Source organism: Priestia sp. 40 (genome assembly GCF_049368575.1).
Taxonomy (GTDB): domain Bacteria; phylum Bacillota; class Bacilli; order Bacillales; family Bacillaceae_H; genus Priestia; species Priestia zanthoxyli.
On record NZ_JBMPZA010000005.1, the window covers coordinates 891879 to 916156 of the forward strand.

A 24278-nucleotide genomic window follows, 5' to 3' on the forward strand; every position below is an offset into this window, starting at 1 on the left:
TGTTTCAACTCCTTCCAACAGACGCTCATACCAATGCTTTTCAATCATTGCAGCGGAACATCGTTATAGGTGACCAGACATCTGCCCAAGCCACAAAATCTATCTTAGCACACTCTTATACCGTATGCAACAGAGTTTATGCATAAATTTTATGGATTTATGAAAGGTTGTTTTCCTCTTTTAATTGAGCTACTAGTTTCTTTTGCTCTTCCGTTAGCTCCATCTTTTCAAGCATATCCGGTCTTCGAAGCAGCGTGCGCTTTAAAGACTCTTTTTGGCGCCACTGTTCAATTTTTTTATGATTTCCTGACATAAGTACTTCAGGAACCGTTAAGCCTCTAAAATCAGCAGGACGCGTATAGTGGGGGTGCTCTAGTAAACCGGTGCTGTGTGAGTCTTGTACAGCTGAATGATTATTGCCAAGCACATCGGGAAGCAGGCGAACAACGCTATCGATCACAACCATTGCACCAAGCTCTCCTCCAGTTAATACATAGTCACCAATTGAAATTTCATCAGTTACCAGCTGCTCACGAATTCGTTCATCATACCCTTCGTAATGACCGCAAATAAAAATTAAATGCTCTTCTGCTGCTAGCTCTTCTGCTTTTGCCTGTGTATAGCGTTCGCCCTGCGGACAAAGCAAAACTACCCGGGGCTTCTTAGCTGTTTCAGTCAGCTTTTCTACGGCGTCAAAAATAGGCTGCGGCGTCAATACCATTCCAGCACCTCCGCCGTAAGGATAATCGTCCACATTTTGATGTTTGTTCGTAGAATATTCTCGGAAATTAACCACATTCAGTTCAACCGCATTTTTTTCCTGTGCTTTTTTCAAAATTGATTCGCCAAAAACACCGTCAAACATAGAAGGAAATAGCGATAGTACATCAATTTTCATTAGTCCAATAACCCTTCCATTACTGTAATAACAATCTCTTTTTCCTCTATATCAATAGATTGTACAACGTCGTCGATGTAAGGAATAAGAACTTCTTTTCCGCCTTTTTTAACGACCCACACATCATTAGCTCCCGGCGTTAAAATTTCTTTGACCGTTCCTACCTCTACTCCGTCTTCTGTTTTTACTGTACAGCCAATAATTTCGTGGAAATAGAATTCACCGTCTTCTAAATCCGTTAGCTGCTCCTCAGGAATTTTCACTTCGCAGTTTTTGTACTGCTCGACATCATTTACGTTTTGATAGCCTTCGAATGTAAGCAGATCAAAATTTTTATGCTTGCGATGGCTTGCTACCGTTACTTCCACCGGCTCGCTTTGCTTTTCTTTGAAGATATAAAGTTTATTTCCTTTTTCATAGCGCTCATCAGCAAAATCCGTAGTTGATACAATACGAACTTCTCCTTTTACACCATGGGTATTCACAATTTTTCCAACCTTAAACCATTTCATGCTTCTTCACCTCTATCTAATCTCAACAACTTTGCTATCTTTTATAATAATTGTTTTACTTTCTTTTATCTTTTCCCAATCATCGCCGATTTTTACCTCTACTAAGGCATCCAGTTCCGTTTCAACGAGTTCGCTCCCTAAAGGAAGCTTTTCTAATTGCGTCAGCTGAAAGTTCAACACTTCAATTTTTTCAAGGCGAGCGGATTTTTCTTTTTCAAATTGACTATGTAATAAAGAAGAACCTTTATTGGCTTTTTCCATGTGCTTTAACTGAAATTTCAGCTGTTCCATTTCTTTTTCAAGCGCCTGCTTGCGGTTTACAAAACGATTTTCAAGATCTTGTTTGCTTGCTTCAGTTAACACTTGTTTCACAACCACTTTTTGAATAATGTTCAAAACGTTCCCTCCGCCCTCAAGATAGTGTCCTTGTGCTTTTTACATGCATATTGAAATAGCTGCTTCTTGCTCGCAAAAGACTTACTGTGATCAAAACGTTCATCTTATCATAACATAAAAAAAGGGCGAGGTTATCCCTCTCCCTTTTTGATTACTCTTGAATTTTCACATACACTTTTTTACCTTGCTGTGATGCTGCTGCATTCACAACAGTTCGAATCGCTTTTGCAACGCGGCCTTGTTTGCCGATTACTTTGCCGACATCTTCTTGGTGAACAGTAAGGATGTACGTCACTTGACGTTCATCTTCTTGTTCCTCCACTTTAACATCAGCTGGGTAATCAACAAGCGGCTTTACAATTGTTTCGATTAGTGATGTCATCTCGAGTGAAATTATTTTCCTAATTTAGCATTATGGAATTTTTCCATGATGCCTTCGTTAGAGAAAAGGTTACGAACTGTATCAGATGGTTTAGCACCATTTTGTAACCATTTAAGAGCTAGCTCTTCATCGATTTTAACTTCAGCTGGTTGAACTACAGGATTGTAAGTTCCAACTACTTCGATGTAACGTCCATCACGTGGTGAACGAGAGTCTGCTGCTACGATACGATAGAAAGGAGATTTTTTAGCTCCCATACGTTTTAAACGAATTTTTACTGCCATTTTATAAAGCACCTCCGAATATGTTTCAACAAGATAATATAATATCAAATAGGTAAAATGTTTGTAAAGGTTTTTTTCTTAACACTAGAAAAATATTTTATTTTCTTTGGTTTTTCAGTCCAAATCAAGCGTTTTATCATGAAAAGAATGGAAGTTTCATACCCTTTTTCTTGCCTTTTGACATATTTGTCATTTGTTTCATCATTTTTTTCATGTCTTCAAATTGTTTAAGCAAACGGTTGACTTCTTGTACAGAACGTCCGCTTCCTTTTGCAATACGCTTTCTTCGACTTGCATTAATGATTTCAGGGTTTGTTTTTTCCGCTTTCGTCATAGAACGAATAATTGCTTCTACATGATTAATTTGCTTTTCATCAACCTGCAGGTTTTTGAGCCCCTTTACTTTATTGGCGCCAGGAAGCATACCAATTAGCTCATCAAGCGGTCCCATTTGACGCACCTGAGCAAGTTGATCCAAAAAGTCATCAAATGTAAATGACTGCGTGCGCAGCTTAGCTTCAAGCTCTTTTGCTTTTTCAGCATCTACATTTGCCTGGGCCTTTTCGATAAGCGTCAGCACATCACCCATACCTAAGATACGGGAAGCCATACGCTCTGGATGGAATGCTTCAATAGCATCCATTTTTTCTCCAAGACCGACAAACTTAATTGGTGTATCGGTTACTGCACGAATAGAAAGCGCTGCACCACCGCGCGTATCGCCGTCTAGTTTCGTTAATACAACTCCAGTTAATCCTAATTGCTTATTAAAGCTATCCGCAACGTTTACTGCATCTTGACCCGTCATCGCATCGACAACAAGGAAAATTTCGTCGGGGTTAGAAAGCTCTTTGATCTGTTCTAACTCCTCCATTAGATTTTCATCAACATGCAAACGTCCCGCTGTATCAATTAATACATAATCGTGATGCTCTTCTTTCGCATGAGCAATAGCTTGTTTCGCAATCTCCACAGGACTTACTTGATCACCTAATGAAAAAACAGACATGCTAAGCTGTTTCCCTAGTGTTTCAAGCTGTTTAATAGCTGCCGGACGATAAATATCTGCTGCTACAAGCAATGGATTACGGTTATATTTTTTACGTAATAAATTGGCAAGTTTACCGGTTGTTGTTGTTTTACCTGCACCTTGAAGTCCAACCATCATAATTACAGTTGGAGCTTTTGGAGCTACTGCAATCTTGCTTTGCTCTCCGCCCATAAGTGCAGTTAATTCTTCTTGTACAACCTTAATAACTTGTTGTCCAGGCGTTAAGCTCTTAAGAACGTCTTGACCTACAGCACGTTCGCTTACGCGCTTAACAAAGTCTTTTACTACTTTAAAGTTTACATCGGCTTCTAAAAGGGCAAGTCTAACTTCACGCATCATTTCTTTAACATCAGCTTCGTTAACTTTTCCTTTTCCTTTTAACTTTTGCAGTGTGCTTTGCAAACGGTCGGCTAATCCTTCAAATGCCATATACGCCGCCCCCTAATCTAATTTCTCGAGCGAATCAAGAAGAGAAGAAAGCTTACTATTCTTGTTTAAGTCGGCTGCAAGTTCATCTTTCAGTTGTTGAACAATTGATTGACGCTCTTGAAACCGTTGAAATAACAATAGCTTTTCCTCATATTGTTCAAGCATTTGCTCTGTACGTTTTATATTATCATAAACTGCTTGACGACTCACATCAAATTCTTCCGCTATTTCACCGAGGGAATAATCATCCAAGTAATAAAGTGACATATAACTTCTTTGTTTGGGCGTCAGCAGCGCCTGATAGAAGTCAAATAAGTAATTCATTCTTGTTGTTTTTTCGAGCATATGCACGCTCTTTTCAACCATCTGACCGCCCCCTTGTTAAGTGAAAAGCCTTTACATGTTATTAGTTTAACTAGGCGAGGTTTGAATGTCAAGTTTTTTCCTTAACACCTCACATTTTTCCACTTAAAAGAGATGGAAACATAACTAAATTACTTCGATTTAAAGACGACTAAATATGAAACCTGCGTCCACCCTACTAATAAAAAGATCCGAACGATTAATCGTTCGGATCTTCCTTCAACGAAGATACTTTTATCCCAGCCTCTTTTTAGATTACGCCTCTTTTTCTGTTTCTTCTTCTACAGCATTGGCAAATAACCCATAGATATATTGCTCCGTGTCAAACGGCTGAAGGTCGTCTACTTTTTCTCCAAGTCCAACGAATTTAACAGGAAGCTTCAGTTCGTTTCGAATGGCAAGAACAATTCCGCCTTTAGCGGTACCATCTAGTTTTGTTAACACAATTCCCGTCACGTTCGTTGCTTCTGAGAATGTTTTAGCCTGACTCAAAGCGTTTTGACCGGTCGTCGCATCAAGCACAAGGAGTACTTCATGAGGAGCACCAGGAATTTCTCGCTCAATAACACGCTTTACTTTCTCTAATTCTTTCATTAAATTCACTTTGTTTTGAAGGCGCCCTGCTGTATCACATAATAAAACATCTGCTTTTCGAGCCTTGGCTGACTGAACAGCATCATACATGACAGCGGCAGGGTCAGAGCCTGCAGATTGCTTAATAACATCAACACCAACGCGTTCTCCCCATACTTCTAACTGCTCAATCGCACCGGCACGGAACGTATCTCCTGCCGCCATTACGACTTTTTTGCCTTCTTGTTTGAATTTATGCGCAATTTTTCCAATTGTTGTTGTTTTCCCAACGCCGTTTACCCCTACAAACAAAATAACCGTTAAATCATTTTGCTGCATATTTAATTCACCAATCTGCTCTTCACCAGATTCATAAATATCAATTAATTTCTCAGAGATGACAGCCTGTACATCTTGAGGGTCCTTAATATTACGGCGTTTCACTTCCGATTTTAAGTCATCAATTAAATCCAACACGGTAGCCACACCGACATCAGCGCTAATTAAAATTTCCTCTAATTCTTCAAAAAACTCTTCGTCTACTTGACGATAGCGAGACACTAGATCATTCACACGTTCCGAAAAAGAATTGCGTGTTTTTGATAGTCCATCTTTAAATTTTTGTGTAACAGAATCCGTTTGCATTGTAATTTTTTCTTTTAATTTCTTAAAAAAGCTCATTCGTACCACCCTTTCATTCTATGAGTTAAACATATTGCTTTGATTCTTCTAAACGAACAGAGACTAATTTCGATACGCCAGATTCTTGCATTGTCACACCGTACAGTACATCAGCTTCTTCCATTGTACCTTTTCGGTGAGTAATAACAATGAACTGTGTTTGATTACTAAATTTGCGTAAATACGTAGCGAAGCGATGAACGTTTGCTTCATCAAGCGCCGCTTCCACTTCATCTAGCACACAAAACGGCACCGGACGTACTTTCAAAATAGAAAACAGGAGGGCAATGGCTGTTAACGAACGCTCGCCGCCTGACAGCAACCCTAGATTCTGCAGTTTTTTCCCAGGAGGCTGGGCAACAATTTCCACCCCTGTATTTAATAAATCTTTCGGATCCGTTAATTTCAAATCCGCTTTTCCTCCTCCGAATAGTGAAGAGAACACTGTACCAAATTCATTGCGGATACGAGAGAACGTATCAGAAAAACGTTTCTTCATTTCCTCGTCCATTTCTTCAATCACTTGATACAGGGTATTTTTCGCTTCGTCGAGGTCAGCTCGCTGCGTATTTAAAAATTCATAGCGTTCTGAAACGCGTTCGTATTGTTCGATAGAACCTAAGTTTACGGTTCCTAATTCATCAATTGCCAGCTTAATGAGCTTGATTTTTTTCCTTGCTTCTTGAATATCTAATGTTAAAGGATACTTTTCTTTTGCTGCTTCAAAGCTAATTTCGTACTCTTCTGTCAGCTGCTGGAGACGGCTGTCTAGCTCTACGTCAATTCGATTGATTTTGACTTCTTCATCTTTTAAAGCATCCGTAATTTGTTTGTACTGACGCTGGAGCTCTTTTACAACCCTTTCTTCGTCTTCAAGTTTATTCTGGGCTTTCAACCGCTCTGATCTGCAGTCATCCATTAATTGTAACGTTTCTGTCTTTTCTTTTATTCGCTCATGCGCCGCTTCTTCGAGCTGAAGTTCACCCGAGTCGTTGTTCGTGATTTCACTCGTTAAAAGAGAAAGATCATCTGTAGCTTCAGACAAACGCTGAATGGTTTGATCAAGCTCAAAGCACACTCTTTCGTATTTTTCTTGCTGATTTGTGAGGAACTGTTCTTTTTTCGCAAGAAGCACTTTTACTTCTGTAAGCTCATGTTGAACCGTTTCTTTAGACGTTTGCTGTGTATGCTTGCGTGCAGCTAACTCTTCAATGTTTTTCTCTAATACATTTGCCTGCTGCTGATTTCCCTGCAAACTCGTATGCAGCTCATCAATTCGAGCGGACAAGCTTGTTTGATCTTGTCTAAAGCTAGCAATATCATGATCATACATGGTTAAGCGGTCATTCACTGCTTTTTCTTCGATGTCAATTTGCTTTACTTCTCGGTCAGATTCCTGCTCTTTGTCTTTCAAGCGTTCCACAAATGCCTGCTGTTTATTAATTTCCTGTTGAAGCTCTTCAATCTGTGACTTTTTATCTTTCACATCTTGCTCGAGCACAAGCGTCTTTTGTTCCATCTCTTCTATTTTTGCCGTAATGGCTTCCACTTCACGCTGACGGCCTAACAAAGAGTTGGACTTTTGCTTCATTGAACCGCCTGTCATCGAACCACCAGGGTTGACGACATCTCCTTTAACGGTCACAAAACGATAGCGATGCTGCACAAGACGGGCAAGTTCATTTGCACCTTTTAAATCATTGACAACAATAACGGTTCCAAGCAAATTTTTAATAACTCGGTCGTAGGTAGCTTCGTATTTAACAAGAGATGAAGCGATTCCCACATACGCTTCGTGACTCTCTAGCATAGAAATAGTTTGAGCCGGAACATAACGGTCTTTTACAGACGTCAGTGGTAAAAATGTAGCTCTTCCGTAACCGTTTTGTTTCAAAAAGCCAATTGCCTGACGTGCACTTTGTTCGTCTTGAACGACAATATGCTGAGCTGCTCCTCCAAGCGCAATTTCAAGCGCTGTTTCATACTCTTTTGGGACATTGATTAGCTCAGCAATGGCACCTTTAATACCTGCAAGCTTCACATCACGCGCTTTTAATACTTCTTTTACACCGTGAAAATAACCTTCATAGTCTTCTTGCATCTCTTCAAGCATTTCTTTTCGTGATTTTGTCTGCTGCACGTACTGATAAGCTTGATAAAGCGTAGACTCTTGTTTACGATAGGCTTGCCTTAATGACTCAAGCTTCTCTCCTTGCTGCTTATACACTTTTACAGCCTGCTGAAGCTCTTGACGAAACTGAGCAAGCCTTTTGATCGCCGCTTCTTTTCGCTGCGTTAATTCACGGCGCTGTTCTACGTATTGCTCGTTGGATTTTGTTAAACGCTGCTCTTTTTCAAACGTTTGCATTTTTTGCTGCTCTAAAAATGAAATTTCATTTCGAGCGGATGTTTGAGCGTTCGCTAATTCAAAATACTCGCTTTTCATCTGTTCAAGTTTTTCTTCTAGATTCTCGCTGTACTGCCTGAACAGCTGTTCCTGCTCAGTAAGCTTCAGACGTATCTCCTGTACTTCTTTTTGAGATTGCTCAAGATCTTTTCCTTCCCTGTCTTTTGCTTTACTTAGCTCTTGATGCTTATGAGTATACTCTTTTACTAAACGTTCCAGCTGCTCCTTATTTTGAAAGGCATTTTTCTTACGCTCTTTTAATACTTCTTTTTTGCCTTCTAGCTTTTCTACTTCTTCACTTACATATAGTAGTTTTTTATGTAAAGAGTCTAGTTGTTCATCTATTTGCTGAATGTGCAAACGAAGGGTCTGGATTTCTCCTTCACGCGTGCGAATATTCGTCGCGAGAGATTCTTCAAGCTGCTCGTGCTGAGCCATTTCAGCTTTTAATTTTTCCCATTTCTGATGAAGATCTTCAACTTCAAATACCGTAACAGCCACATCAATGTGCTCTAATTCTTCTTTTTTCTGCAAATAATCTTTTGCAATAGACGATTGAATCTGTAAAGGCTCTAACTGACCTTCAATTTCATGAAGAATATCTACCACTCGATTTAAATTTTCTTGCGTTTCGAGAAGTCGAAGCTCCGCTTTTCGTTTACGCGTTTTGTATTTTAATACACCTGCTGCTTCTTCAAAAATTTTACGGCGCTCGTCAGATTTACTGCTTAGCACTTCTTCTACTTTTCCTTGACTAATAATCGAAAAAGCTTCTCTTCCAAGTCCTGAATCCATAAATAAATCAACAATATCTTTCAAGCGGCACGACTGGTTGTTAATAAAAAACTCACTGTCTCCTGAGCGGTACACGCGCCTTGTAATACTAACTTCATGATAGTCAAGCGGGAGAAACTGGTCATCATTTTCCAACGTAAGCGTTACGTCAGCAACATTTACCGCACGGCGCGATTCGCTTCCTGCGAAAATAATGTCCTCCATTTTCCCTCCACGAAGCGATTTGGCTGACTGTTCTCCAAGCACCCAGCGTATGGCATCCGTAATGTTGCTTTTTCCGCTTCCATTCGGTCCTACTACCGCCGTTACACCTGGCACAAAATCTATTGATACTTTTTCTGCAAACGATTTGAACCCTGCAATATCTAATCGTTTGAGGAACATAGAAATCCCCCCTCACACATGTAATCTTTTCATAGCAAATCCCCCTTTATAACGAATACGTTAAGAGGGGGATCATTTTATTTCGTTTGACTTGCTCTAATTTTCGTAATAGCTACTTGAGCTGCTTTTTGCTCTGCTTCTTTTTTCGAACGCCCTACACCAACGCCGAGCTCTTCACCATTTAACGATACGCGAGATAAGAACTCGCGATTATGCGCTGGACCTTTTTCTTGCAAAACTTTGTATTCTAATTGTCCAACTCCATCACGTTGAATCACTTCTTGAAGCTGGCTTTTGAAATCCATCACATGAGAAAAAGCACCTTCATTAATTTTTGGAAAGACAACTTTTTTTAGAATCGTTACTACCGTATCAAGCCCTTGGTCTAAATAAAGAGCTCCGATAAATGCTTCAAACACATCGGCCAGTAAAGCCGGTCTAGATCGGCCGCCTGTCATCTCTTCACCTTTTCCAAGTAACACTAGTTTACCAAAATCCATTTCATTTGCAAAAGTAACAAGCGACGGTTCGCACACAACTGCTGCACGAAGCTTCGTTAACTCACCTTCACTCATCGTTGGATATTTTTTAAATAAAAATTGCGATACGGTTAGTTCTAATACGGCATCTCCTAAAAACTCAAGACGCTCGTTGTCTTCATACGGTCTTCTGCGATGCTCATTCACATAGGATGAATGTGTAAATGCTTGAAAAAGAAGCGCTTCATTTGTAAACTGAATACCAATTTCCTTTTGAAACTCTGCAAAATTTTGCTTGAATTTCACGTTTATCTTTCGATCTCGATTTGAATATTGTTTAGGCATAAAATACCTCCGCTTACCTGCTTCAATTGTTTCGTAGTTTTCCCCTAACATCTCTCATTATAAAACGAGGTATCCTAAAAGATACACTACCTTTTCAAAAAAAAGAGGTCTTTTTTTGAAATTCTTAAAAAGAAGAGAAAGCCCCGCTGTTTAACGGGGCTTTTCATACATATACTACAGATTAAATTTGGCTCTGTATGTAATTAACTGCATCTCCTACAGTTGAAATTTTTTCAGCTTCTTCGTCAGAAATTTCGATATCGAATTCCTCTTCAAGCTCCATTACAAATTCAACTACGTCTAGAGAGTCAGCACCTAAGTCTTCTTTGAAACTAGATTCTAGTTTCACTTCACTTTTGTCTACACCAAGACGATCAACAATGATTGTTGTTACGCGTTCTAGTACCTCTGCCATTGTTCTTCACCTCCCCTCAAGTCATTATAGATGATTTCCATCTAAAATACTATGGTTGAATAATAAAGTTTATCGGTCGCCTAGTAAACGTCCCTTTGTACTTTATCACCAAATTACACTTTTCGTAAAGTGCCTTTTTTACATCACCATTCCGCCGTCAACGTGAATCGTTTGACCCGTAATATAGCGGCTTGCATCTGATGCTAAAAACGCAACGGCGTTCGCAACATCCTCAGGCTGGCCGAAGCTTGCAAGAGGAATTTGCTTTAACATTTCCGCCTGCACTTCTTCATTTAATTTATCCGTCATGTCTGTTGCAATGAAACCAGGAGCAACTGCATTCACTGTAATATTGCGGCTTGCTAATTCTTTGGCAGTTGTTTTTGTTAAACCAATCACGCCTGATTTTGCTGCTACATAATTTGCTTGTCCAGCATTACCGCTGACGCCGACAATTGATGAAATATTAATGATGCGTCCTGCGCGCTGCTTCATCATTTGACGAGTAACCGCTTTTGTACACAAAAATACGCCTTTTAAGTTTGTATTAATAACATCATCCCATTCGTCTTCTTTCATACGCATAAGAAGATTATCACGTGTGATGCCCGCGTTGTTTACTAAAATATCTACTGAACCAAATGTAGAAATCGCTTCTTTTATCATTGCTTGTACAGAATCACTTTCCGCCACATTTGCTTGTACAGCAATTGCATCCGTTCCTAATCCTTTAATTTCATCCACAACTTCAAGAGCTTTCGCTTCGCTGCCAGAATAGTTTACAACTACTTTAGCACCAAGCTTTCCCAGCTCAATTGCAACGGCACGACCAATTCCGCGAGAAGCGCCTGTTACAACCGCAACTTTCCCTTGTAACATGTTATTCTCCCCCTTTTAGTGCGTCAATCGTTGATTTTAATGATGTAAGATCATTAACAGCATAAACAGCCGCACGGCGATTTACTTTTTTCACAAGACCTGATAATACTTTTCCTGGTCCAATTTCAACAAATGTATCTACACCTTCTGCAAGAAGTGTCTCAACTGTTTCTTCCCATCTCACCGGAGAATACAGTTGTTCCACTAGCTTGTTTTGAATATCTTGACTGTCAGTAACCGGCTTTGCTGTTACATTTGCTATGACTGGAACTTTCGCATCGTTAAAGCCCACTGTTTCTAGCGTATCACGTAATTTTTCAGCAGCTGGCTTCATTAAACTAGAGTGGAACGGACCGCTTACCACTAGAGGAATCACTCGTTTTGCGCCTTTTTCTTTAGCAAGAGCTCCTGCTTTTTCTACGCCATTTACCGTACCTGAAATAACAATTTGACCCGGACAGTTAATATTTGCAAGCTGAACAGCATCGCCTTCACTTGTAATTTGAGCGGTAACAGCTTCTAGATCTTCCGCTGACATGCCAAGCACTGCTGCCATTGTACCTTGACCTGCTGGTACAGCTTCGTCCATATAGCGACCTCTTTTGTGAACAGCAACAACGGCATCTTTAAACGATAAAACTTCAGCAGCTACAAGCGCACTGTATTCTCCTAGACTGTGACCCGCAACAAAATCGGGTGTAATTCCGCTCGTTTTAAATGCTTCAAGCAGCATTGTACTCGTTGTTAAAAGAGCAGGTTGAGCGTGATAAGTTAAAGTCAATTCTTCTTGAGGCCCTTCAAAAATAATATTTGAAAGACTGAACCCTAGAGCTTCGTCAGCCGTATGAATCAGCTTTTTCGCTTCCTCTGTTCCATCATATAAATCTTTTCCCATACCAACAGTTTGTGACCCTTGGCCTGGAAAGATAAAAGCAATTTTCCCCATTTCTTATCTCTCCTTTTCTTCATTAGCAGTTTGTTCGATTGCTTTTTGAATAGTGGAACACACATTGTTTTCCACCATATTCACAGCTTGCTTAATCGCGCTAAATACTGCATTCGCATCCGACGAACCGTGCGCTTTGATAACAGGCGCATGCAATCCAAACAGCCCTGCGCCTCCATATTCACTGTAATCCATTTTCGCTTTTAACCCCTGCAGCTGAGGCTTTAACACCGCTGCGGCTAACTTGCTTTTTAACGTGCTCATTAATTCTTGTTTAATCATAGAAAACAAGGAAAGCGCCGTTCCTTCAATGCTCTTAAGAGTCATATTCCCTGTAAAACCATCTGTTACAACCACATCTGCTACGCCGTTTAGCAAATCACGGGATTCCACGTTGCCTACAAAATTAAGATCAGCATTCTTTAATAGCTGAAAGGCTTGCTTTGTTAAGTCATTTCCTTTTTTATCCTCAGTTCCAATGTTCAGCAGTCCCACTCTAGGAGCTTGAATGCCGCGTACTTTTTCGGCATACACAGACCCCATTACAGCGTACTGGAGCAAATGTTCAGGCTTGGCATCAACGTTTGCACCAACGTCTAGCATTAAAAAGCCTTTTCCATCTAGTGTCGGAAGCGTCGGAGCAAGTGCTGGACGTTCAATGCCTTTGATGCGCCCTACAATAAAAAGTCCCGCTGTCATTAACGCACCTGTGTTTCCTGCTGAAATACAAGCATCCGCACGACCTTCGGCTACTTCATTTGCCATTAATACCATAGATGCTTGTTTTTTACGGCGCACAGCTCGCACTGGCTCATCAGTTGCATCAATGGTTTCTTCTGTATGAATAATTGAAATACGATCTGAATTCGTTAAATACTTTTTTATTTCTGATTCGTTTCCAATTAACGTAATATGTAATTCTTTAAATTGAGCAGTAGCTTTTTCTACACCTTCAATAATGGCTTTCGGTGCATGATCTCCGCCCATTGCATCAATAGCTAGTTTCATGTTGCGTCTCATCCTTTTTATTATTTATCCTTTGTAGAACGATACATTTTAAAAGTGCCAGAGAACACTTGCTCTTGCCCTACATAGCTGTTTACTTCAACGGTGGTTCGCACTTCACTAGTTGACAGAACTTTCGCTTTTGCTATTACTCGCTCATGAAGCTTCACAGGGCGATGATAACGGATCGACGCATCTGCTGTGAGCGCTAGTTCGTTGTTAATAACAGCGACAGCTAACGAATTAGCTTGCGCAAAAAGGTGGTGACCACGAGCAATTTGATTACGCTGAAACACATGCTCTGTTTTCACATCAAAAATAGATATCGCTGATTGATCTAGTTCAATGTCGATAACTTCTCCAATTACTTCTTCAATTGGAAGCGAACGCACTTCCTCGTCTAGTTGTTTTGAAGCTACATGCTTAATACGTTCTCGCAGTTCAGGAATCGACAACTCTAGGCGGTCTAATCGAATTGTTTGAACGCTCACTGAAAAACGGTCTGCTAGTTCTTCATCCGTAATAAATGGGTTTTCTTCAATTGTCGTTTTTAATAGCTGCTGTCTTTCTCTTTTACTGCGCTTCATTGTCCACCATCCGAACTTTTAATACTAGGTACTAATAGCAGTATATAATCATTATCTTCTAATTGCAACATTTTTCACATGCTGTATTCCTTGCATCGCACTATGGATATCCATGACTATTAACAGTCGCTAAAAACATCTACATACATGAAACCTGCGTTCACCATACCAATGAAAAAATCCGAACGAGTTGGATTCTCCATCAAGAATCTCGATTCATCGTTCGGATTTCCCTTCAACTAAACTACTTTCAGCTTCTTTTACTAATCAAATTTTTCTCCAGTTAATACGCCCGTTGCTTCTAATTGTATTCTCAGCAGTGCAAACTGATCTTCTGTCCAAAAGCTGTCGGAATTTACAAGCTTAGCAGCATCTTCTCGAGCTACTTCAAGCGCACGGTAATCGTGCACCATATCAGCTACTTTAAACTCAGGCATCCCGCTTTGTTTTCTACCAAAGAAATCACCAGGCCCACGAAGCTCTAGGTCTCTTTCTGATAATACAAATCCATCGTTTGTTTCCGTCATGATGGTCATTCGTTCTTTTCCAACTTCTGATTTGGGATCCGCGAGCAGAATACAATACGACTGTGCATCTCCTCGTCCTACGCGTCCTCTTAGCTGATGAAGCTGAGATAACCCAAAGCGCTCTGCATCATAAATGACCATCACGGTTGCATTCGGAACGTTCACCCCTACTTCTACAACCGTTGTGGATACTAAAATCTGCACGTCATTTACGCTAAACTGTTTCATCACTTCTTCTTTTTCATCAGGTGACAATCTTCCGTGCATGAGACCAACGCTTGCTTTTCCATTAAAATAGTGAGTGAGTGTTGCATGTACATCAATTGCATTTTGGACATCCAGCTTGTCCGATTCTTCAATCAACGGACAAATAACGTAAGCCTGTCTGCCGTCATGTATTTCTTTTTCAACGAAATGTAAAATACGTTCAAGCATATCATGTTTTACCCAGTATGTTTCAATTGCCTTACGCCCTGCTGGCATTTCATCAATAATGGACACATCCATTTCTCCAAACACCGTAATAGCAAGGGTTCTTGGAATAGGAGTCGCCGTCATAAATAGTACATCCGGACTTTCTCCTTTTTCACGTAAAACCCGGCGCTGTCCAACTCCAAAGCGGTGCTGTTCATCCGTAATGACGAGCCCTAAACTACTATATATAACTTCGTCTTGAATTAAGGCATGTGTACCTACTAATACATGAACATCTCCGTCTTTCACTCGCTGAAGCAGCTCTCTTCTTGCTTTTCCTTTAACAGACCCTGTTAGCAAGCCTACACTGATGCCTACCTTTTCAAGCATCGCAGTCAATGACTCAGCATGCTGTTCAGCTAAGATCTCAGTCGGTACCATTAAAGCACCTTGGTGCCCTGCTAAAACAGTCGCGTATAAAGCAACCGCTGCTACGACTGTTTTACCAGACCCTACATCACCTTGCAGCAAGCGATTCATGCGATAAGGCGATTTCATATCGTGCGTAATTTCGTTTACTACACGTTTTTGAGCGTTTGTTAACGGAAACGGCAGCAAGTTCGTGAAGTTTACCAGCTCAGTTGAATCAAATGCTTGCTTCATTCCAGGCGTTTCTTCTCTTTCGCGCTTTCTAAGCGCCTGCATTTTTAATTGAAAAAGTAGAAATTCTTCATAAACAAACCGACGTCTTGCTTGTTTTAAATCTTCATGATCACGAGGCAAGTGAATACTTCTAACCGCTTCTTCACGCGTTACTAGTTTGTACCTAGAACGAATAGAGTCCGGAAGCATATCCTGAATGCTACTGCCATAATTCTTCAACGCAAGAGAGACGAATTTCCGCATTCCTTTGACCGTTAAGCTGCCTTTAACTGAGTAAACAGGCTCAATCGTTTGATTTTTAACAAACGGAGAAAATTGAAGCTCCTGCAAGTTAATCGTTTGCCGATGCTGATCCCATTTCCCCGTAACCGTAACAGTTTGATCGATTTCTAACTTCGATTTATAGTAAGGGCGATTAAAACAAGTAACCGTAATCAAATAGCGGTTTACTAGCAGCCGAAACGTAAGGCGCGAACGTTTTTTTCCGTAATACGTAAGCGAGGGGACGCTGTGAACCTTTCCTTCTACGGTGACCTTTTCGTCGTGCTTTGCTTCAGCCAAATCTTTTAACTCATAATCTTCATAGCGGTATGGGAAATGTTCTAACAAGTCATGCACACTGTGAATATGCATATCCTCTAATGCTTGTGCTGTTTCATCTCCAATACCTTTAATGGTTTTAATTGAAATAGTTGTTAGTTCATTCACTTTTATTTAATGCAATACCAAAGATCTTCGCTTCAAGCTCGCGACCTGTTGGTGTTGCCGCTAAGCCTCCTTGTGCAGTTTCTCGTAATGCAACCGGCATTGTTTGACCAATTTTATACATAGCATCAATGACTTCATCACATGGAATACGACTTGTAATGCCTGCTAAGGCCATATCTGCTGCAATCATTGCATTCGCCGCTCCCATTGCGTTTCGTTTCACACATGGAACTTCTACTAGCCCCGCTACTGGGTCACATACTAATCCTAGCATATTTTTGAGAGTAATTGCCATTGCTTCAGCTGCCTGACTCGGTGTACCTCCTGCCATTTCAACAATCGCTGCAGCTGCCATACCTGAAGCTGAACCAACTTCTGCTTGACATCCGCCTGCTGCTCCTGAAATAGACGCATTATTGGCTACAACAAACCCAAAAGCACCTGATGTAAATAAAAATTCAATCATTTCTTTACGAGTTGGGTTTAGCTTATTTTGCACTGCAAATAGCGTTCCTGGCACTACCCCGGCAGATCCAGCAGTAGGCGTTGCACAGATTGTCCCCATCGCCGCATTTACTTCGTTTGTCGCTACAGCTTTGCTGACTGCATCTAAAATTAAATTTCCAGATAAAGATTTTCCACTTTGAATATAGTTTTGAAGCAGCACTGCATCTCCGCCTGTTAAACCTGTAACAGACTGTACCCCTTTTAAACCGCGTTCAACCGCTTCTTCCATAACCGTTAAGTTCCGGTCCATTTTTTCCATGATTTCTTCACGAGTAACTCCCGTGATATCTATTTCCTGTTGAATCATAATCTCTGCAATTTTTACGTTTTGACTTTCTGCTAATTCTACTAGTTCTGCTACGTTTCGAAACATAGTAACCTCCGCTATTATTCTGTCTTATTTTCATTTTAGAATCATCTATAATCACTCGGCTCGAGTTATTCTTTCAAGCCGTTCCTATTCGCTCTATCCTACTCAACCATTCTTGTTACTTGAATAATGTGAGGCAATGTTTTTAACTCTTCAATTACATCATCTTCAATATTCGTATCCATTTCAATTGCCATGAGCGCTACTTCTCCGCGCTCTTTACGAGATACTTCCATATGTCCAATATTAATTGAATGTTTCATCAAAATATTTGTAACGGTCGCAATGGCACCAAATCGATCATTATGCACAACGAGAATAGCTGGATTCATGCCTGATAAATTTAATTCAAATCCGTTCAGCTCCGTAATTTGAATTTTCCCTCCGCCAATTGAAATTCCAACAACTTCAATTTCCTTTAATCCGTCGCTCATTTTGATGCGAGCAGTATTCGGATGATCTGTGATTGCCGCTTCCTCAACAAATGTGACGTCGATTCCTTCCTTTTTAGCTAAGTCCAAAGATTGCGGAATACGCTGATCGAATGTATCAAAATCTAGAATACCGCCAATCAACGCTACGTCTGTTCCATGCCCTTTATACGTTTGAGCAAAAGAACCGTACAATGAAACCACCACTTTTGTGGGCTGCTTACCAAAGAGTGTTCGGGCAACGCGTCCAATACGCGCTGCACCAGCTGTATGCGAGCTAGATGGTCCAATCATTACCGGACCAATAATATCAAAGACAGATTTATATTTCATAAGGATTTTCCCCCTGCTATTTAGACATCGTTATTACTTATATGTTACTTGAGCTTTTGACTTTTTGGAAGCTTTGTTTCACGCTCTTAAAAAATTTAAAAATTCTCATTTTTATTAGGAATTCACGCACAAAAAAAGCGGTGTATTTATCCATAAAAATAGGATAAGCACACCGCTTTTTTTGCTATGTTATGCAGGAAAAGATGAATTACTTACGCTGCTTCTTGCTCTGAAGCTACATCATCTACTGTTTTAATTTTAAAGTTTTTAAAAACAACTGAACCTATAAACCCAGCTAATGCTCCCGCTAGTGCACAAAGTACTGCACAAATTGTGACCTTCATAGGGTCATTAAACCCAAACATCACTGCAAGTCCTGCGATTGGCGTTGCCGTGCCTGCAGCATCATTTACTAATCCGAATAGAGCCACAACTACACCCGCTAGTGCCCCTCCAACAAAGTTGGTAATGTAAATAGGAATTGGATTGGCTGAAATAATATTCGCTTGCGTTAAAGGTTCAACTGCAACGGAAATGGTTGTACGACGATCCCCAATTTTTAATCGATCAAACAGCACATAGTTCATGAAAGAAGAACCAAACACAGCAAGAGCTCCAATCGCCATAGGCAATCCCGTTAACCCTAGCATAGCCGTTAAAGCCATTGAGCTAAGCGGAGCTGTTGCTACTACTGTAATAACTCCCCCTAAAATAATTCCCATCAAAATAGGGCTAGCACTTGTTGTGTCTTTGATAATTCCTCCAATATTTAAAAGAGTCGCATCTACAATAGGTGAGAATGCATTACCAATTAATCTTGTTAAAGGTGCTGCAATTAAGATGTTGCCTAATAAGTCTAGACCAGCAGGTGCCTTTTTCTCAATAAATTTCACGACAAATGCCATGAGGTATCCCGCAAAAAATCCAGGGAGCAAGCCTAGTCCTGAACACACCACGCCCATCATAAGAGCATATACAGGAGATACTCCTAACGCCAAAGCAACTAGTGCAGCTGCTGCAACTCCTCCCATTCCTCCTGCAGCCTTTCCAACTTCACCTAAGAATGAAATGCCTAGTAAATCTCCTCCTACATATGACTGAAAGGCCTCTACGAGAAACGCAGCTACCGCTCCGCTTGCCAGAGCCCCCATTGCTTTCATGCCATAAGGCGCCTTGTTGCTAAACAACCAAAATAAAAATAAAACTAATAACAATAAACCTGTTCCTTTTAAAATATCCACTGTTGTCTCTCCTCTCGTGCTGTTTTCTTTCACATTTGACTTAATCAGTTTTCAAAATTACCATACAAACGGGTTCTTTTCAACTAATATACCTAATATAACGAACGATTACAACATGAAAAAATAAAATAGTTCGTATTTAACTCAAAAAAACACAAAAAAGAAGCGCCCCTCGGGAGGGATGCTTCTTTTTTTATTATTCAATTGCAAAAATGTAAGAATATAAAGGTTGATCTCCTTTATGAAGCTCTACCTCAACGTCTTCAAACGTTTCTTCTACAAACGATGTTAGCGCTTCAGCTTCATCGTCTGAGACATCCTCTCCTTGAAGAATCGTAAGGATTTCCGCTTCGTCATCAATCATATAAGTCAAAAGCTTTTTCGCTGCTTCTAATTTCTCTGAATCTTTTACAACGATTTTCTTTTCGGCAATACCCATAAAATCGCCTTTCGCTAATTCAAGACCATCAATATTCGTATCGCGAACTGCATACGTTACTTGTCCTGTTTTCACGTGCTGTAGAGCTTCTGTCATTCCTTCCTCGTTTTCTTTTAAGCTTTGCTGAGGATTAAATGATAGCAGCGCTGTCATTCCTTGAGGAACCGTTTTAGACGGGACCACCGAAACGTGACTGCCGGCAACAGCAGCCGCTTGGTTAGCAGCCATCACAATATTTCCGTTATTAGGTAAAATCAGTACCTGTTCAGCATTTGTTTCTTCAATCGCTTTGACAATATCCTCCGTACTTGGATTCATTGTTTGTCCGCCTTCAATGACAACCGTTGCCCCAAGGCTCTTGAACAATTCAGCAATTCCTTTTCCCATTGACACAGTAACAATGCCAAACGGCTGTTTTTCAGCCTTTTTCACTGCGGGCTTTTCTTCATCTGAAACAATGCTGCTATGCTGTTCTCTCATGTTTTCAATCTTCATTTTAATTAAACTTCCATATTGCTGCCCGTAGTTTAACACTTCTCCAGGATGCTCGGCGTGAATATGAACTTTCACGATTTCATCATCAGATACTACAAGCAATGAGTCGCCCCATTTACTTAAGTCTTGACGAAACGTTTCTTCAGAAAATGTTTTAGCTGCAGGCTTATCCTCTTCCAGCCTTACCATAAATTCTGTACAATAGCCAAATTCAATATCTTCTGTATTCATATGGCTTTGCGCATGCTTATGATGCTCAGCATTTACGAGTTCATTCATCGAAGGAGCTGACATGGGTACACCCGGAAGTTTTTCACCTTTTAATTCAGCTAAAAACCCTTCATAAATTAAAACAAGCCCTTGACCTCCGCTATCCACTACGCCTACTTCTTTTAACACGGGTAAAAGATCTGGCGTGCGATTTAACGAAGCATTAGCTTCCTTAAGTACTTCTTCCATGAACAGAATCATATCAGATTGCTTTTTAGCAGCAGCAGCTGCTTTTTTAGCAGTATCCTTAGCTACTGTTAAAATGGTTCCTTCGATTGGTTTCATAACAGCTTTATAAGCAGTTTCTACACCAAGCTCAAGAGCTTCAGCAAACTCAACTGTTGTAATCGCTGACTTTTGCTCAACCGATTTCGCAAAACCGCGGAATAATTGAGATAAAATAACTCCTGAATTACCGCGCGCGCCCATCAATAAGCCCTTAGACAAAGCTTGACTCACTTGGCCGATGTGATCAGATAGTTTATTTTTTACTTCTTTAGCACCAGACGTAATTGATAAGTTCATATTTGTTCCAGTATCGCCATCTGGCACAGGAAAAACGTTCAGTGCATCTACATAGTCTGCATTGTTAGATAGATGCTGGGCTCCTTGAAGCACCATTTCTCTAAACCGCTTTCCGTCCAACGTTGTCATTGACACGAATCTTCCTCCTTAATTAAACGTTCGTTACACGAACACCCTGCACATAAATATTTACTGAATCAACCGTTAAACCAACCGTTTGTTCCAGCGTGTATTTTACTTTTGTTTGCACATTATGAGCAATTTCAGAAATTTTTGTTCCATAGCTTACGATAATGTACATGTCGATATGTACGTCATCCTCTTCTTGTCTTACTACAATACCTCGTGTAAAGTTTTCTTTGCGAAGAATTTCTGTAAGACCATCTTTAAGCTGATTTTTTGAAGCCATTCCGACAATCCCGTAACAATCAACAGCTGCTCCTCCAGCAATTGTTGCAATTACATCTGTAGAGATATCAATTTGACCATACTTCGTTTTCATTTCGATGGACATACTCGTTCCCCTTTCTACTTTCATAGGTTATAAATATTCTACTATAATCAATCTCGTTTTAAAAGAGGCGTCCAGCTTGTCCCTTTTAAAGATGACAGTATTAGGTATCAACTTGTCTTAAAATAAGTAATAGCCCAAGTTATACCTATTTCTACTCTCTATATTATTGAACATAGATTCATTTTATATGTCAAGGAAAATTTCTTGAAAGCTTTTCTCCAGAACTATTGCATTCTCTGTAAGGCTGTGATAAATTAATATAGTATTTCTCAAAACAGAATTGAGTAGTTTTTTTGGTGTTAGGAGGGAAAATCATGGCACGCAAATGTGTAGTAACTGGTAGAAAAGCTCGTTCAGGTAACGCACGTTCTCACGCAATGAACGCTACTAAGCGTAAATGGGGTGCTAACGTTCAAAAAGTACGTATCTTAGTGAACGGTAAACCAAAACGTGTGTACGTTTCAGCTAGAGCCCTTAAGTCTGGTAAAGTTCAACGCGTTTAATCTTTATAATGAAAAAGCACCATATTTTATGGTGCTTCTTTTATTATTCCGGCGTTGTTAATCTTTTTTGAACGAATTAAGCATGACCTTTACGATCCCACCTAAAAACTTTGGAAGTTTAATTGTATAGAATTTCATACTGTCCCTCCTAACCGTCTCCACACTTTATCTCCTTTTAAAGAAAGCCCTATGTTCTGCTCTCATTTTCCATACTTCATCACAAGCAACGTTTATCATTGCTTCTTACCATCATTAATATGCCTTTTGTAAATGAAAAAGTACCTCTTTGTTGAATAAGTTCATTGCTAATACATAAAGTTGAGCCGAGTTCTACTTCATGCTTATTGAGCGGATATTTGAAACCTTCTAGCGTAAGCTCTTTTACTCCGCCTGCAAAAGGAACGAATGAAATATAGTGAAACTCCTTTAAACGATCTACATGATAAGTGCCTGCTTCAAACAATTGAATGATATTTTGATCGTCAATCATTTGTACATTCGCTTTCTTTTTTAACCCTTTGTACAGGAGTTGAATGCTTCCAAACATGTGGTCAAGCCTTCCACCTGTTGCTCCAAAGATAGAAATACTGTCCGGTTTTTGCTCTATTGCCCACTCAAAAGCAAGTTCCAAATCCGTTGCATCTTTTTCCGCAGGATACAGTTCAACATCTTGTAATGCTTCTCTCACTAGTCTAAGCTGCGCATTTGTAATGGAATCAAAATCTCCGAATGCTTTCACGGGCAAAATGTCTTGTTGAAGAAGAAGGAATACGCCGCGGTCTACTCCTACCCACTTTACATCATTTGATTGGTGCAAGGGCGGCATATGTTCATCCGGTCCCCCTGCTAGAATATGAATTTTCATTATGTATATGCTCCTTTTCTATTAAAAAATGAACGAAATAAATATGTTTTCTTTATCCTAAAAGAAAAAGCTGCTGTGTACAAGTTCTACTCGTTGTACACAGCAGCTTTTATTACTTACGCTTGAACAGTTGTGCGAATTTGACTAATTGCGCCAGCTCGATCTTCTTGATTATAAATAGCTGAGCCAGCCACTAAGACATTTGCTCCTGCTTCCACACATTTTCTTGCAGTTTCTTCATTAATTCCTCCATCAACCTCTACTTCAATAGAAAGGTGACGAATTTCAATAAGCTGAGAGATTTGCTCAATTTTCGGCAGTACACTTGGAATGAAGTTCTGTCCTCCAAAACCTGGGTTCACCGTCATTAATAAAATAAGATCGATATCTTCTAAGATATGCTTCACCACGTCAATTGGCGTTGCAGGATTTAAAGCAACGCCTGCTTTCATGCCGTGCTCTTTAATTAATTGAATGGTGCGGTGCAAATGAGTACATGCTTCAGCATGTACCGTTAAAATATCAGCACCTGCCTTTGCAAACATTGGAACATATTGATCTGGATTTTCAATCATCAAATGCACATCTAATGGCAGTGCTGTGACAGGGCGTACAGCCTCAACGATAAGCGGTCCAATTGTAATATTAGGAACAAAATGGCCATCCATAACGTCTATATGGATATAGTCTGCGCCACCTGCTTCAACTTCACGAATTTCTTCAGCAAGCTTTGAAAAATTGGCAGATAAAATGGAAGGTGCGATTTTTGTCATTTTTAATACCTCGGCTTTCTTTGCTTAATTTCTTCAATAAAGTGCAAGTAATGTTCGTAGCGATAACTCGGAATTTCTTTTTGTTCGTATGCTTCTTTCACCGCACATTTTGGTTCTTTCACATGCAAACAACCTCGAAATTTACACTGTTCACTCAAACGCGACATTTCAGGGAAACAATCAGTTAATTCTTCTACTTCTAATGTTAAAAATTCCAGTGAGCTAAAGCCTGGCGTATCGGCTACTAAACCCTCGCCAAACGAAATAAGTTCAACATGACGTGTTGTATGCTTTCCTCTTCCAAGTGACATTGAGATATCATTTGTTTTTAACTCAAGCTCTGGTTTAAGTGTATTTAACAGTGAAGATTTACCTACACCTGATTGTCCAGCAATAACCGTTACGCGATCTTCAAATAACGGCTGAATTTGTTCCATGCCTTTTTCTGTGACTGTCGACGTTAAAATGACCTCATATCCTATTTTACGATATTCTTCGGCATATTGCTCAATTTCTTGCTTTTGCTGCTGTGATAAAAGATCTACTTTTGAAATACAAATAATAGGTTCAATATGATTAGACTCCACTAACACTAGAAATCGGTCAAGAAGCATTGTACTAAAATCAGGTTCAATCGCTGAAAAAACAAGCAGCGCCTGATCAACATTTGAAATAGGGGGACGAACTAATTCATTTTTACGTTCTTTAATTTCAAGTATATATCCTTCAAGCTTATTTTCCGCTTGAAATACTACATTGTCACCGACTAAAGGCGTTACCTTCTTTTTACGAAACACACCTCGTCCTCGACATTGCGTTACTTGTCCGTCATGAAGAACATAATAAAATCCGCTAAGGGATTTAATAATTCTTCCTTCTGGCATAACCT

At 39.9% G+C, this 24278-nt stretch carries 26 protein-coding genes; 1 reads left to right on the forward strand and 25 read right to left on the reverse strand.

The window, feature by feature from the left end; all coding sequences use genetic code 11:
- Window positions 1-157: 157 nt before the first annotated feature.
- The 21 genes from trmD to ACO1DI_RS05780 form a co-directional block, all read right to left on the reverse strand.
- Window positions 158-898 carry a tRNA (guanosine(37)-N1)-methyltransferase TrmD gene (gene trmD / locus ACO1DI_RS05680; protein ID WP_014458419.1) on the reverse strand — a complete coding sequence of 247 codons (741 nt, stop codon included), beginning with the start codon at window positions 896-898 and terminating at the stop codon, window positions 158-160.
- Window positions 898-1410, reverse strand: a complete 513-nt coding sequence (gene rimM, locus ACO1DI_RS05685; RefSeq protein WP_014458418.1) for a ribosome maturation factor RimM — start codon at window positions 1408-1410, stop codon at window positions 898-900. The genes trmD and rimM overlap by 1 nt, the downstream gene beginning before the upstream one ends.
- Window positions 1411-1422: 12 nt before the next feature.
- Window positions 1423-1806 (reverse strand): YlqD family protein, encoded by a 384-nt coding sequence (locus ACO1DI_RS05690; protein WP_014458417.1) that lies wholly within the window; start codon window positions 1804-1806, stop codon window positions 1423-1425.
- 151 nt (window positions 1807-1957) lie between these two features.
- Complete coding sequence (locus ACO1DI_RS05695; protein WP_013058898.1) at window positions 1958-2188, reverse strand: KH domain-containing protein; 231 nt, start codon at window positions 2186-2188, stop codon at window positions 1958-1960.
- An 11-nt stretch (window positions 2189-2199) separates the two neighbouring features.
- Window positions 2200-2472, reverse strand: coding sequence for a 30S ribosomal protein S16 (gene rpsP / locus ACO1DI_RS05700; RefSeq protein ID WP_013058899.1), 273 nt, complete (start codon window positions 2470-2472; stop codon window positions 2200-2202).
- A gap of 136 nt (window positions 2473-2608) precedes the next feature.
- On the reverse strand, window positions 2609-3952 hold the full coding sequence (gene ffh, locus ACO1DI_RS05705; RefSeq protein WP_013058900.1) for a signal recognition particle protein: 1344 nt from the start codon (window positions 3950-3952) through the stop codon (window positions 2609-2611).
- Window positions 3953-3964: 12 nt separating this feature from the next.
- The gene (locus ACO1DI_RS05710) at window positions 3965-4297 is read right to left on the reverse strand and encodes a putative DNA-binding protein (RefSeq protein ID WP_013058901.1); all 333 of its coding nucleotides are present in this window, start codon (window positions 4295-4297) and stop codon (window positions 3965-3967) included.
- A gap of 273 nt (window positions 4298-4570) precedes the next feature.
- On the reverse strand, window positions 4571-5569 hold the full coding sequence (gene ftsY, locus ACO1DI_RS05715) for a signal recognition particle-docking protein FtsY (protein ID WP_013058902.1): 999 nt from the start codon (window positions 5567-5569) through the stop codon (window positions 4571-4573).
- Window positions 5570-5594: 25 nt separating this feature from the next.
- Entirely contained in the window at window positions 5595-9155 is a 3561-nt protein-coding gene (gene smc / locus ACO1DI_RS05720; RefSeq protein WP_423145161.1) for a chromosome segregation protein SMC, read from the reverse strand.
- 77 nt (window positions 9156-9232) lie between these two features.
- Window positions 9233-9979, reverse strand: a complete 747-nt coding sequence (gene rnc / locus ACO1DI_RS05725) for a ribonuclease III (RefSeq protein WP_014458413.1) — start codon at window positions 9977-9979, stop codon at window positions 9233-9235.
- 181 nt (window positions 9980-10160) lie between these two features.
- Window positions 10161-10394 (reverse strand): acyl carrier protein, encoded by a 234-nt coding sequence (acpP, locus tag ACO1DI_RS05730; protein ID WP_013058905.1) that lies wholly within the window; start codon window positions 10392-10394, stop codon window positions 10161-10163.
- A gap of 138 nt (window positions 10395-10532) precedes the next feature.
- The gene (gene fabG / locus ACO1DI_RS05735; protein WP_013058906.1) at window positions 10533-11273 is read right to left on the reverse strand and encodes a 3-oxoacyl-[acyl-carrier-protein] reductase; all 741 of its coding nucleotides are present in this window, start codon (window positions 11271-11273) and stop codon (window positions 10533-10535) included.
- Between the two features lies 1 nt (window position 11274).
- Entirely contained in the window at window positions 11275-12219 is a 945-nt protein-coding gene (gene fabD / locus ACO1DI_RS05740; protein WP_042991919.1) for an ACP S-malonyltransferase, read from the reverse strand.
- Between the two features lie 3 nt (window positions 12220-12222).
- The gene (plsX, locus tag ACO1DI_RS05745) at window positions 12223-13227 is read right to left on the reverse strand and encodes a phosphate acyltransferase PlsX (RefSeq protein WP_208732908.1); all 1005 of its coding nucleotides are present in this window, start codon (window positions 13225-13227) and stop codon (window positions 12223-12225) included.
- 20 nt (window positions 13228-13247) lie between these two features.
- The gene (gene fapR, locus ACO1DI_RS05750; RefSeq protein WP_014458412.1) at window positions 13248-13811 is read right to left on the reverse strand and encodes a transcription factor FapR; all 564 of its coding nucleotides are present in this window, start codon (window positions 13809-13811) and stop codon (window positions 13248-13250) included.
- Between the two features lie 263 nt (window positions 13812-14074).
- Window positions 14075-16123 carry an ATP-dependent DNA helicase RecG gene (recG, locus tag ACO1DI_RS05755; protein ID WP_014458411.1) on the reverse strand — a complete coding sequence of 683 codons (2049 nt, stop codon included), beginning with the start codon at window positions 16121-16123 and terminating at the stop codon, window positions 14075-14077.
- Entirely contained in the window at window positions 16116-17003 is an 888-nt protein-coding gene (sdaAA, locus tag ACO1DI_RS05760) for an L-serine ammonia-lyase, iron-sulfur-dependent, subunit alpha (protein WP_014458410.1), read from the reverse strand. The genes recG and sdaAA overlap by 8 nt, the downstream gene beginning before the upstream one ends.
- Window positions 17004-17101: 98 nt before the next feature.
- Entirely contained in the window at window positions 17102-17764 is a 663-nt protein-coding gene (sdaAB, locus tag ACO1DI_RS05765; RefSeq protein ID WP_014458409.1) for an L-serine ammonia-lyase, iron-sulfur-dependent subunit beta, read from the reverse strand.
- A 212-nt stretch (window positions 17765-17976) separates the two neighbouring features.
- Window positions 17977-19005 (reverse strand): PTS sugar transporter subunit IIC, encoded by a 1029-nt coding sequence (locus ACO1DI_RS05770; RefSeq protein ID WP_016765419.1) that lies wholly within the window; start codon window positions 19003-19005, stop codon window positions 17977-17979.
- A 196-nt stretch (window positions 19006-19201) separates the two neighbouring features.
- Window positions 19202-20869, reverse strand: a complete 1668-nt coding sequence (locus ACO1DI_RS05775) for a DAK2 domain-containing protein (protein ID WP_014458407.1) — start codon at window positions 20867-20869, stop codon at window positions 19202-19204.
- Between the two features lie 16 nt (window positions 20870-20885).
- Window positions 20886-21248, reverse strand: coding sequence for an Asp23/Gls24 family envelope stress response protein (locus ACO1DI_RS05780; RefSeq protein ID WP_013058913.1), 363 nt, complete (start codon window positions 21246-21248; stop codon window positions 20886-20888).
- 314 nt (window positions 21249-21562) lie between these two features.
- Between ACO1DI_RS05780 and rpmB the strand changes: the two genes are divergently transcribed.
- On the forward strand, window positions 21563-21751 hold the full coding sequence (gene rpmB / locus ACO1DI_RS05785) for a 50S ribosomal protein L28 (RefSeq protein WP_013058914.1): 189 nt from the start codon (window positions 21563-21565) through the stop codon (window positions 21749-21751).
- A 57-nt stretch (window positions 21752-21808) separates the two neighbouring features.
- On the opposite strand, the gene spoVM is transcribed toward rpmB, so the two are convergent.
- The 4 genes from spoVM to rsgA form a co-directional block, all read right to left on the reverse strand.
- Window positions 21809-21889 (reverse strand): stage V sporulation protein SpoVM, encoded by an 81-nt coding sequence (gene spoVM / locus ACO1DI_RS05790; protein ID WP_016765421.1) that lies wholly within the window; start codon window positions 21887-21889, stop codon window positions 21809-21811.
- Between the two features lie 79 nt (window positions 21890-21968).
- A complete protein-coding gene (locus ACO1DI_RS05795) occupies window positions 21969-22616 on the reverse strand; it encodes a thiamine diphosphokinase (protein WP_115654843.1) in 648 nt (215 codons plus the stop codon).
- Between the two features lie 116 nt (window positions 22617-22732).
- Entirely contained in the window at window positions 22733-23389 is a 657-nt protein-coding gene (rpe, locus tag ACO1DI_RS05800) for a ribulose-phosphate 3-epimerase (protein ID WP_140451713.1), read from the reverse strand.
- A gap of 2 nt (window positions 23390-23391) precedes the next feature.
- Window positions 23392-24273, reverse strand: coding sequence for a ribosome small subunit-dependent GTPase A (gene rsgA / locus ACO1DI_RS05805; RefSeq protein WP_014458403.1), 882 nt, complete (start codon window positions 24271-24273; stop codon window positions 23392-23394).
- Window positions 24274-24278 lie beyond the last annotated feature (5 nt).